Source organism: Providencia sp. PROV114, from assembly GCF_032704305.1.
Taxonomy (GTDB): Bacteria; Pseudomonadota; Gammaproteobacteria; order Enterobacterales; family Enterobacteriaceae; genus Providencia; species Providencia rettgeri.
Map to the genome: position 1 here is coordinate 216,035 of NZ_CP120528.1, position 11,925 is coordinate 227,959.

The following is an 11,925-nucleotide window of genomic DNA, read 5'->3' on the forward strand; positions in this document are numbered from 1 at the left end:
TTATTGTCCTGTAAATTGAGGTTTTCGTTTTTCGAAGAATGCCTCGATCCCTTCACGTCGATCGTTGGTACCCGCTAAAGTCACAAAATATTGGCGCTCAAGCTGTAACCCCTCGGTAAGATGGTTTTCTTGAGAATGCACCAGTGATGCTTTTGCGGCTTGTACGGCTAAAGGCGCATGCATTACGATGTGCTCTGCCAGCTTTTGGGCGCGTTCTAGCACCAATTCATCCACACAAATTTCACTGATTAACCCTGCTTGCAACGCATGTTTAGCACTGATTGGTTCACCTGTTAGTACCATTTGCATGGCGAGGGATTTGCCCACGGCACGAATTAAACGCTGTGTCCCCCCGGCTCCGGGCATTAAACCCAGAGTAATTTCGGGTAAACCGAAACGAGCTGATTCACCAGCAATAATGATGTCGCTGGCGAGTAATAATTCAAAACCTGCACCCAGTGCATAACCATTCGCAGCACTAATAATGGGTTTTGATATCGCGGATAACCTGCGCCAAACTTGGGGGCGTTTATCGGTGATCGTATTAGCAACAGTTTGTTGCTGTAGTTCTTTAAGATCGGCTCCTGCAGCGAAAAAACGCGGATTTCCGGTGATCACGATCGCACCAATCTCATCATTGATTTGTGCTTGCTCGAGGTGCTGAACCAGCAATTCTAAACAGGCGGTGCTCAGGGCATTACGTACTTCTGGGCGGTTTAACGTCAGAGTCAAAACCCGGTTATGTTGTTGTGATAAAATCCAATGGTTTTCCATTACAGTTCCTACACGTCAAAGTCTAAAACAACACCATCGCCTTTTGGCCACGCTTGGCAACTAAGAATGTACCCAGCCGCGATTTGGTCGGGCTCAAGGCTGTAATTAACCCCCATTTCCACTTCACCAGAGCGCAATTTACATTTGCAGGTTGCGCAAACGCCGCCTTTACAGGCATAGGGTAAATCCGCGCCTTGGCGCAGTGCGGCATCCAAAATACTGTCGTCTTGGCTATCCATGGCGATGTCCATGGTTCTACCATCGAGGTGAATACTGACTTTGCGTGTTTCGCTAGTCATGGCGGTTACGGGCTTGAATTTAGTGCCTGAAGTATTGAAGCGCTCGGTGTGAACATATTCTTTAGGCATGCCATAACCGACTAAAGTGTCGTGAACCTCATTCATCATGCTGTCGGGCCCACAAATAAATGCTCGGTCAAATTGCTTAAAATTCAATAAGGTGTTATTTAAGGCTCTGAGTTGTTGTTGGTTAATTCTACCGCTGAGTAGCTCGCTATCTTGCTGTTCTTGGCTGAACAGGTAGAGAACTTGGAAGCGTGTTGCAAAACGATTTTTTAGGTCTGAAATGCTCTCTTTAAACATCACTGAGCGGCTATTTCGATTACCATAAATCAGTACAAAACTGCTTTTTGGCTCAGTTTGTAATGTGGCTTTAATGATGGAGAGCAATGGCGTGATCCCAGAGCCAGCAGCGACGGCAAGGTAATGTGCATGGGTATCTGCTACGGGTTGGTAACCAAATTGCCCCTGTGGAACCATCACATCAAGGCTATCGCCAACTCGTAACTCTTGGTTAACGAAATTAGAGAAACGCCCTTCGTAAATCGCTTTTACTCCAATTTTTAGCGTGTTTTCATCCGGTGAGCTGCAAATGGAATAACAGCGGCGTAGGTTTTCGCCATTGATAGAGGCTTTTAATGTCAGGTGTTGCCCTGGGCGGTAATGATATTGCTCTCGTAATGTATCGGGTACATTAAAAGTAATGGCGACAGCATCAGGGGTGTCACGTTCAATGGCAGCGATACTTAAACGATGAAATACAGTCATATGGGTGCCCCTAAATACATTTAAAGTAATCAAACGGTTCTAAGCATTCAGTGCATCGATACAATGCCTTACATGCAGTGGAACCAAATTCACTAATTTTTTCGGTCTGTTCGCTGTCACAACGTGGGCAACGAACCGCGCCTTTGTGTTCTGGGTGCTCGCAGGACGTACCTTGCGGAGGTGCGATACCAAATTCACGCAAGCGTCTTTTCGCATCTTGGTTCATCCAATCCGTTGTCCAAGCGGGTGTTAACAGAATTTCGATGTCGATATTTGGAAAACCGGCATTACCGAGAACAGTTTTGATTTCATTGATTAAAAATTCAGTTGCTGGGCAACCTGAATAGGTAGGTGTAAAAATAACTTTCCAGCCCTGAGCTGCCGGCAGCACGTTGCGGATCATGCCAAGATCAGTAATAGAGAGTGCGGGTAGTTCAGGATCGGGTATTTGGTGGAGCTGCTGCCAGATCTGGTGAACCTGGGGCGATTGAAGCTCGCGATGTTGCAGTCTCTGTTCCATAACATCACCACTGGCAGTTCGGATAAGCACGTTGCACAAACTGCAATTGCGTTAATAACAAGCCCAAGTGCTCAGTATGGCTGCCTTGCTTGCCGCCTAAGCGATACGCTTTTTTCTCTGGCACAGTGAGGGTCGCTTCTGTGAATGTTTCGTTAATGGTGTTTAACCATGCGGCTTGTAAAGAACGTGGGTCAACAGCGATGCCTAATTCGCTAAGTGCGATTTCAACGTCATCAGCATGGAAAAGTTCGCCAGTAAAACGCCATAACTCATTGACTGAACGTTGGATTCGTTGATGGCTTTCTTCACTGCCATCCCCTAAACGGACCATCCAGCCACGGCTAAAACGCAATTGATAAACGGCTTCTTTGAGGGACTTCTCAGCAATGGCAGACAGTTGTTCATCACGGCTATGAATTAGCGCTTCATATAATGGAACATGATATGCATCCATAAAAAATTGGCGCACTAAAGTGTCATCAAAGCCATTGTTGGGTTGTTCAACCAATAATAAATTGCTGAACTCTCGTTCATCGCGCAAGAAGGCAAGGGTGTCTTCATCGCATTCAGGCCCTTTTAATTGCGCGGCATAGTTTAAAAAGTTACGTGCTTGCCCTAGCAAATCTAAGCCGATATTGGATAACGCAAGGTCAATTTCGAGCTCAGGGGCATGGCCGCACCATTCGCACAGGCGCTGCGCTAAAATTAAGGGGGTATCGCCAAGTCGTAATGTGTAATCGTGGAGCTGTTGTTGTTGGTTCATGGCAAGCCCCTTACATATTCTTGATACCATCAGGGATGGTATAGAAGGTTGGGTGACGATAGACCTTGGTATCCGCAGGGTCGAAGAACGTACTTTTATCTTCAGGCTGTGAGGCAATTAAATGTGCGGCCTTCACCACCCAAATTGAGCAGCCTTCACTGCGCCTTGTATACGCATCGCGGGCATTTTCCAGCGCCATTTGGTCATCAGCAGCATGTAAACTGCCAACATGGCGATGCGCAAGCCCTTGCTTACTACGGACAAAAACTTCATATAAAGGCCAATCTTGATTGCTCATGGTGTTTTCCTTTTTGTAAAATGGTCAGTGATTAAGCCGCTGTTTTAACGGATTTTTGCTTGCGACTATGTGCCATTGCACCTTCACGTACCCATGCGCCGTCTTCCCACCCTTTGCGCTTTGCACTAAGGCGTTCGTGATTACAAATGCCATTGCCTTTAATCACCTGATAAAACTCTTCCCAGTCGATTTCGCCAAAACGGTAATGGCCAAGGTCTTCATCCCAAACCAGATCAGGGTCAGGGATCGTCATACCTAACGCTTCCACTTGCGGAACGGTGTTATCAACAAATTTTTGCCGCAGCTCATCATTACTGAAGCGCTTAATTTTCCAAGCCATGCTTTGAGCGCTGTGCGGGGAGTCCGAATCATTTGGACCGAACATCGTGAGAACGGGCCACCAAAAGCGGTTTATCGCATCTTGCAGCATGGCTTTTTGCTCATCGGAGCCTTGTGCAAGCGCCATCACAGCTTCATAACCCTGGCGTTGGTGAAAACTTTCTTCTTTACAGATTTTCACCATCGCTCTGGCATAGGGACCATATGAGGCACGGCACAGTGCTACTTGGTTCACAATTGCCGCACCATCGACAAGCCATCCAACCACGCCTACATCAGCCCAACTTAATGTCGGGTAGTTAAAAATGGAGGAATATTTCATTTTTTCATCAAGTAACTTTTGGTAGATATCTTGACGAGAGCAACCGAGAGTTTCGGCTGCGCTATACAGGTATAAACCATGGCCTGCTTCATCTTGAATTTTGGCCAGTAAAATTGCTTTACGACGCAATGTCGGTGCTCGTGTAAGCCAATTCGCTTCTGGTAGCATGCCGACGACTTCTGAATGGGCATGTTGACCAATTTGGCGGATAAGGTTTTGCCGATACGCATCGGGCATCCAATCCTTGGGCTCGATGGAAATATCGGCTTCGATTTTGGCTTCGAAGTTAGCCTGATTTTGCTCGCTCATTGATTTTTCCATTAAATGATTCGCTAATGTTTATTTATATGAAAATAATGAATCATATATATTTAACATTAATGCTAGGAAGTGTTAACAAAAAGATCAATGTTTATTAACCTTGTTTTGCGAGTGGCTTCACAATCAATAAAGTAAATTACAATAAAAACAATTAATTAAAATTATTGTTTTTTGTGTGGTTTTAATGGAAATAGGCATTTCATATAAAATTGTTCTTAATTTGTTAAATTTAAATTAGCTTCTATGCTTATTTTTATGATACATATTTGTTATCTAATTTGAATTGGTGTTTTTATTTCTGGAGAGGAATATGCAGCATTTAACAAGTTACATTATGGGCAAATGGGTACAAGGTGAGGGCGAAGGGCGAAAAATTCACCATGCGCTAACGAATGAAACTTTATATACAGTGACGACAGAAGGGTTGCCGCTAGCAGAAAGCTTGCAGTATGGTCGCCAAGTAGGAGGCGAAATATTGTCGGCGATGACATTCCAGCAACGTGGGCAGATGCTCAAGGCACTCGCAAAATACCTACTGGAACATAAAGCCCAGTTATATGCGATTTCGGCACAAACTGGTGCAACTAAAGCGGATAGCTGGGTGGATATCGAAGGGGGAATTGCCACACTATTTTCTTATTCGGGGCTCGCTAACCGTGAGCTACCGGATGACACTATTTGGCCAGAAGATGAAATGATCCCGTTATCAAAGCAAGGGCAATTTATTGGCCATCATATTTTAACATCTCGCCGTGGCGTTGCCCTGCACATTAATGCATTTAACTTCCCTTGTTGGGGAATGTTAGAAAAATTGGCACCCACATGGCTTGCTGGCATGCCTGCTATTATCAAACCCGCAACCGCCTCAGCACAGTTAACACAGGCGATGGTGAAGCTAATGGTTGATAGCGGTTTAGTGCCTGATGGCGCAATACAACTGGTTTGCGGTGGTGTTGGCGATATGTTTGAACACCTTGATTTTGAAGATGTTGTGACTTTTACGGGGTCGGCGAGTACAGGGCAAAAGCTGAAATCGCATCCACGTATCACGGCTAAATCAGTCCCTTTCACGATGGAAGCGGACTCATTAAACTGTGCCATTTTAGGTGATGACGTCCAGCCAGATCAGCCTGAATTTGCTTTATTTATTAAAGAAGTCACTCGAGAAATGACCGCGAAAGCGGGCCAAAAATGTACAGCGATCCGTCGTATTATCGTGCCGAAGAAACAGCTCGAAAATGTAAAGCAGGCATTATTGAAACGCTTATCCGCTACAACAGTGGGTGACCCTGCAATTGAAGGGGTCAGAATGGGGGCATTGATTAACTTAGAGCAGCGCCAAGATGTACAAGAGAAAGTGAATTATTTATGTGATCATGGCTGTGATGTCCTATGTGGTGGGCAATTTGAAAAGCTGGATGTTATTGGGGGAGATAGCCAACACGGGGCGTTCTATCCGCCAACGCTGTTGTATTGTGCAGAGCCTTTTAAATCTACAGCGGTACACGAAATTGAAGCTTTTGGTCCCGTCGCCACATTAATGAGCTATGACGATATCGAACAAGCGGTGCAGTTAGCGATTTTAGGTGGAGGAAGCCTTGCGGGGACGTTAGTCACTGCTGACGCACAAGTCGCACAAGCGGTCATTCGTGCCAGTGCGCGGGCACATGGGCGAATGTTGATTTTAAATGAAGCATCAGCCGCGGAGTCCACAGGCCATGGTTCACCGCTTCCGTTACTGGTACACGGCGGTCCAGGCCGAGCAGGTGGTGGCGAAGAGCTCGGCGGGTTGAGAGCAGTCAAACACTATATGCAGCGTACGGCTATTCAAGGTAGCCCTTCTATGCTAACGGCAATTACTAAGCAATGGATCCGCGGTGCAGATACCATCGCTGATGTGGTTCATCCATTCCGCAAACATTTTGAAGACTTAGCAATTGGCGACACGTTACTGACCGCAAGGCGTACCGTTACAGAAGCAGATATTGCTAATTTTGCCTGTCTCAGCGGTGATAATTTTTATGTTCACGTTGATAAAATTGGTGCGGCACAGTCGTTATTTGGTGAACGAATTGCGCACGGCTATTTTGTCGTTTCAGCCGCAGCGGGGCTATTTGTTGATGCAGGGGTTGGGCCCGTGATCGCCAATTATGGTATGGAAAGTTTGCGTTTTATTGAACCTGTGAAAATCGGTGACACCATACAAGTTCGCCTAACGTGCAAGAAAAAGATCAAAAAAACGCAAAAACTCGCTGAAGATAAGCCAAATGGCGTTGTTGAATGGGACGTGCAAGTGTTTAATCAGGATGACACCGTTGTGGCGTTGTACAGTATTTTAACGCTGGTGGAGCGTCGTGTTGGTGATTTTCATTAATCATTATACGGAGTGAATTAATTATTGAGCTAATAGGTGCTTTTTCAATCATTTTCTGTTGTGATGAGTGACCAGCAACAGAATGTAGGGAAACAAAGATGAAAACGCACCACCAAGCGGTTTATCAACAATTTGACCAGCAAGCCAATTCGTATTTAACCAGCCAAGTTCATGCACAAGGTGAAGACCTACTTGTTTTGCAACAATTGCTACAAGGTTGTCAGGATGAAGACGTGCTTGACCTTGGCTGTGGTGCAGGGCATGTCAGCTTTCATGCAGCACCGTTAGTGAAGTCAGTGACGGCTTATGATTTGTCCGACTCAATGCTCAATGTTGTGGCTAACAATGCACAAGAACGTGAATTAAATAATATCACTACCTGCAAAGGTACCGCGGAGTTTCTACCGTTTGGTGATCATTGTTTTGACCGAGTGATTAGCCGTTACTCAGCACACCATTGGCACGATGTGGAACAAGCGCTACGTGAGGTGCGCCGAGTGCTCAAACCGGGTGGAAAAGGCATCTTTATTGATGTGGTATCACCGGGACATCCATTATTGGATATTTACTTACAAACGGTCGAAGTGCTCCGGGATACCTCACACATTCGTGATTATTCTGCTGGAGAATGGTCTGGTATGTTTAATAGTGCGGGGCTATTTGTTCGTCGGGTGCAAAGTTTCTGTTTAGCATTGGAATTTACCAGTTGGGTTGAACGGATGCGGACACCACAGCCATTCGTCGAGGCTATCCGCCACTACCAAGGAACATTAAGTGATGAGGTAAAAAGCCACTTTGCAGTACAAGCCGATGGCTCATTTACCTCAGATGTGATGTTGTTTGAATTTCAGTGCCAATAATTATTTATTGTGCTAAAAATTGTTGTGATAAAAATTATTGTGCTAAAAACTGCGCTTGGTTCAATTGGCTAAGCGCGTTATTTACTGCAAAAATCGCACCGCGAACATCAGGAATACCAAAGGATTTTAATCGTGCACTGTGCTTGGTGAGATAAGTTTGTGCATCAGTTTCTGAAGCAAACAGATACACACCACCTGCCATTTGCGTTTGTGGGTTTTCAGTCCAAATCTTCCAAATAAAGCCCGGCTCTTGGTTAATTGATTCCGCCAAATCATTCATTGCGGATATCATTTCATCACCCCATGGCCCCTGATACGGAAAATCAACTTGTAAAATAACGCTCATATCTGCTCCTTATGATTGAGGCGCTATAGTAACCCTTAAAGTAAATAATAACTTTGCTATTCATCGTATTTCAAACGACTTATTGCTTCAAACTATTACGTTTACCTGCCTCAAATGCAGCTAGAGTCGCTAACCGAGCTTGTTTATGGTCAACAATGGGTTCTGGGTAATTAAGCGCTGTGTTGCTGGTTACAGCCCATTCATGTGGTGTATGAATATATTTGTCGGGCACTTGCTGCAATTCGGGCAGCCAGTGGCGAATAAAAGCCCCTTGTGCGTCAAACTTCTTCCCTTGAGTGGTTGGGTTAAAGATACGAAACCAAGGAGAGGCATCAACGCCTGTTGAGGCTGACCACTGCCAACCGCCGTTGTTCGCGGCTAAGCTGCCATCAAGCAGTTGGCTCATAAAGTATTTTTCACCTTTGCGCCAATCAATCAGTAAGTCTTTGACTAAAAAACTGGCCACAATCATTCGTAGACGGTTATGCATCCAGCCCGTTGTATTCAGTTGGCGCATAGCCGCGTCCACAATAGGATAACCCGTTTGTCCTGTTTTCCATGCTGCAAAATCGGTCGAAGAATCATTCCAGTGAATATGTTGTGTCCATTCAATAAATGGTTGGTGGCGGCTTAGGCGTGGAAATGCGACTAAAAGATGTGAATAAAATTCACGCCAGACTAACTCATTTAACCACGTGAACGCCCCACTATCAGGGTGATCTAACACTTGGGGGTTCTCTGCTTGTAATCGGTTGAAGCATTGGCGAGGGGATAGGACCCCCACCGCGAGGTAAGGTGATAATTGGCTGGTACCATCAATAGAGGGAATATCTCTATCATTTTGATAATCGCCGACTTTCTGGGAACAAAACTGCCTGAGTCGCGTTAAAGCCGATTTTTCACCGGCAGGAAATTGCTGGAAGTCTTCAATTGGCTGATGCGGAAATAACGGTGAAGCCCTATCAATGTTGATAGGGGCAGCTCGTTTTTCTGGGGCTCGTAGTGAACGGCAATCTGTCACGGTAAGTTGGGTGAGGAAGGCTCGGCGAAAGGGAGTATAAACTTGATACATCTCCCCTTTTTGAGTCGTCACGGAGCCGGGTGGTAGTAATAAATAGTCATCGAAAGCATGGATATGCAACCCATGAGGTTGATTGATTAACCACTCGTCTCGTTGTTTTTCGTTCCACTCATATTGCCGATTAAAAAACAAGGCATCCGCTTGCTGTGTCTTTGCGTAATCGAGTACCCATTGTGCTGCGTCGGCAAAATTAGCCACAGTTTGACAAACCAGTGGAATACCAAGCTCAGCGAGTGAATTTTGCAGTTCAGCAAGGTTTTGGTGAATGAATGAGATTTGTCGCTCAGCCATATCATGTTGTTGCCACTGCTTAGGGGTTGCAGTAAAAAGGGCAATGACTTTCGCATCTGGGTCTGCACAGGCGGAGGAAAGCGCTTTGTTATCGGTGACCCGCAGATCATTGCGAAACCAGATAAGATGACAAACGTGTTTGGCTGCCATTACCTCCCTCCTTGGTTGATGTTTTGTTGGAATCAAAACAATAGGTTTTGAAAATAAACTAGGAAAATCAATTTATTGAATTTCGGCTGATAACACAAAGCGGGAAAAACCACGCTTTTATCCCGCTTTGTCAACAACCTGAAAGGGCAGGTAAACGGCCCTTTCATATTTAATCTAATTTAGGATGCTGATTGATTAAGGATTGGCGTTTTTTCTCAAGCTCAGCAATTTGTTGGTCAATATCTTCAACTTTCTGCTCAATATTGTCAAAGTGCTCGCTAAGAATTTCTTTTGCCTCGGCTTTATCTGATGCAGCAGGTGTTGCCCCGCGTAATGGTTTATTCGCCGTTTCTGGCATTCTGATACCCGTATATAAACCAATTAAAGCAATCACGATTAAGTAATACGCTGGCATGTATAAGTCAGTAGTTGATTCGACCAACCATGCCGCAACAGTCGGTGTCGCACCGGCAATTAATACTGAAATATTAAAGGCAATAGCTAACGCACTGTAACGAATATGAGTTGGGAAAATCGCGGGTAAAATAGATGCCATAACCCCTGTAAAACAGTTCAACAGCACCGCTAAAATCAATAAACCCAGGAAAATTAAGCCAACAGAACCACTGTTGATTAACATAAACGCAGGGTATGCCAATAAAATCAGCCCTACGCTACCGGTAATGACAAATGGGCGACGACCAATTTTATCACTGGTTAAACCGATAATCGGTTGAACAAATAACATACCAATCATAATTGCAATAATAATTAGCACACCATGGTCAGTAGAGTAATTCAGGTTGTGTGATAAGTAACTTGGCATGTAGGTCAGCAACATATAGTAAGTCACGTTGGTTGCGATAACCAAGCCAACACAAATCATCAAGCTTTTCCAATACTTAGTCGCCACTTCACGTACTGAGATTTTTGGTGGATTTTGAATATTGGCTTTATCTTGTTTTTCTAACGATTCAACATGTTGTTGGAACGCAGGAGTTTCTTCCAGTGAATGACGTAGATATAACCCGATGATCCCTAACGGTAACGCTAAGAAGAACGGAATTCTCCAGCCCCAATCATGGAAGTTAGCTTCCCCAACGATACTGGAAATTAGTACTACGACACCCGCACCTAAGACAAAACCGGCGATAGAGCCAAAGTCTAACCAACTTCCCATAAAGCCACGTTTACGGTCTGGTGAGTATTCAGCAACAAAGATTGCTGCACCAGAATATTCACCACCTACCGAGAAACCTTGAGCTAACTTAGCAATTAATAACAGAATGGGGGCCCAGATACCGATGCTCTCATAGGATGGAATCAAACCAATACAGAAGGTACTGACTGCCATGATGATAATCGTCATCGAAAGGACTTTTTGACGGCCGTATTTGTCACCTAAGATACCAAAAACGACCCCCCCTAATGGCCTAACTAAGAAAGGCACGGAGAAAGTGGCTAATGCGGCAATCATCTGTACGCTCGGTGATGCGTCCGGAAAGAAAACCTGACCGAGAACATAGGCTAAGAAACCATATACCCCAAAATCAAACCATTCCATCGCATTACCCAGCGAAGCCGCGGTAATTGCTTTTTTGAGTTTACCGTCATCAATAATAGTAATATCACTAATATTTAACGGTTTTTCTTTTTTCTTCTTGAATCTCATGAAACCATCCTCTTATTTTAATTTCAATAACCGAAACAACAGCATTTAAGATGTGGGTTTTCATACATCGGTAAAATATCAAACCTTATTATTTAGAATAGACGTTGTTTACGTAATAGATAAGTTTTTAGTGTTTTTATGTCGCGCTGAAATACCAGGCTAAAATAGGTACGTCGTGGGTAGAATAATGAGAGTGTTTGTGTTGTAAATACAGCAAAAAAGCCACCTTGAGTTAAAAAATACAGTACTAATACTACATTAATATCGAACAAATGTAAAATATAGGTGTTTTATACTAATACATATGCTTTGATAGGATTTTGTGTTAGTAATATAACGATTGAACTGAATAATTGAAAAAATAGATACTCAGTAAAGGAGTGGGTAAAAATAAATTGTTTAAAATCAATTTAATACATTTTGATAGGTGAGTTTTAGCCTGTCATAAATATATAAGGTTAGCAATTTAATATGGTCGAAATAATGGTATTGTTGCGATGAAGAATATATGAAGATAACCCCATCCTTTTACGATGCTCTTGTTTTGCTTAAGCTATTAATAACTCGTCTATTTATTTATCTTGTTGCTATCCTCTTCTTTTGATAATAACGGTGGATTATGCTGTTCTATTTTATATTTAATTTGATGAGTAGGAATGAGGAATTTACTTAGTTACAATCAATCTATTGTCGATATTGGGTTTGATATAAGCGAGTATGACAAAATTCTATTTTGAATGTTGTTAT

10 protein-coding genes and 1 pseudogene are annotated in these 11,925 nt (G+C 43.8%); 2 read left to right on the forward strand and 9 right to left on the reverse strand.

Annotated features, from left to right (window positions below; translation table 11 throughout):
• The 6 genes from paaF to paaA are packed head-to-tail and all read right to left on the reverse strand — an operon-like array spanning position 1 to position 4,392.
• The gene (gene paaF / locus P3L37_RS00965; protein WP_109912373.1) at positions 1-774 is read right to left on the reverse strand and encodes a 2,3-dehydroadipyl-CoA hydratase PaaF; all 774 of its coding nucleotides are present in this window, start codon (positions 772-774) and stop codon (positions 1-3) included.
• Between the two features lie 8 nt (positions 775-782).
• Positions 783-1,841 carry a 1,2-phenylacetyl-CoA epoxidase subunit PaaE gene (paaE, locus tag P3L37_RS00970; RefSeq protein ID WP_109912375.1) on the reverse strand — a complete coding sequence of 353 codons (1,059 nt, stop codon included), beginning with the start codon at positions 1,839-1,841 and terminating at the stop codon, positions 783-785.
• Between the two features lie 10 nt (positions 1,842-1,851).
• A complete protein-coding gene (gene paaD / locus P3L37_RS00975) occupies positions 1,852-2,361 on the reverse strand; it encodes a 1,2-phenylacetyl-CoA epoxidase subunit PaaD (protein ID WP_109912376.1) in 510 nt (169 codons plus the stop codon).
• A 4-nt stretch (positions 2,362-2,365) separates the two neighbouring features.
• On the reverse strand, positions 2,366-3,124 hold the full coding sequence (gene paaC / locus P3L37_RS00980) for a 1,2-phenylacetyl-CoA epoxidase subunit PaaC (protein WP_109912377.1): 759 nt from the start codon (positions 3,122-3,124) through the stop codon (positions 2,366-2,368).
• A 10-nt stretch (positions 3,125-3,134) separates the two neighbouring features.
• Positions 3,135-3,422: a 1,2-phenylacetyl-CoA epoxidase subunit PaaB gene (gene paaB, locus P3L37_RS00985; protein WP_004262911.1), complete on the reverse strand. Its 288-nt coding sequence runs from the start codon at positions 3,420-3,422 to the stop codon at positions 3,135-3,137.
• A gap of 31 nt (positions 3,423-3,453) precedes the next feature.
• Complete coding sequence (gene paaA / locus P3L37_RS00990) at positions 3,454-4,392, reverse strand: 1,2-phenylacetyl-CoA epoxidase subunit PaaA (RefSeq protein ID WP_004266144.1); 939 nt, start codon at positions 4,390-4,392, stop codon at positions 3,454-3,456.
• A 322-nt stretch (positions 4,393-4,714) separates the two neighbouring features.
• Between paaA and paaZ the strand changes: the two genes are divergently transcribed.
• On the forward strand, positions 4,715-6,778 hold the full coding sequence (gene paaZ / locus P3L37_RS00995; protein WP_110731477.1) for a phenylacetic acid degradation bifunctional protein PaaZ: 2,064 nt from the start codon (positions 4,715-4,717) through the stop codon (positions 6,776-6,778).
• Positions 6,779-6,867: 89 nt separating this feature from the next.
• Positions 6,868-7,638 (forward strand): annotated as a pseudogene (locus P3L37_RS01000) (class I SAM-dependent methyltransferase); the annotation flags it as partial.
• 34 nt (positions 7,639-7,672) lie between these two features.
• On the opposite strand, the gene P3L37_RS01005 reads toward P3L37_RS01000, so the two are convergent.
• From P3L37_RS01005 to proP, 3 genes are all read right to left on the reverse strand, one after another.
• Positions 7,673-7,984, reverse strand: coding sequence for a monooxygenase (locus P3L37_RS01005; protein ID WP_004266141.1), 312 nt, complete (start codon positions 7,982-7,984; stop codon positions 7,673-7,675).
• Between the two features lie 79 nt (positions 7,985-8,063).
• Entirely contained in the window at positions 8,064-9,506 is a 1,443-nt protein-coding gene (gene phrB / locus P3L37_RS01010) for a deoxyribodipyrimidine photo-lyase (protein ID WP_109912382.1), read from the reverse strand.
• A gap of 169 nt (positions 9,507-9,675) precedes the next feature.
• Positions 9,676-11,178: a glycine betaine/L-proline transporter ProP gene (gene proP, locus P3L37_RS01015; protein WP_004262894.1), complete on the reverse strand. Its 1,503-nt coding sequence runs from the start codon at positions 11,176-11,178 to the stop codon at positions 9,676-9,678.
• Between the last annotated feature and the right edge of the window lie 747 nt (positions 11,179-11,925).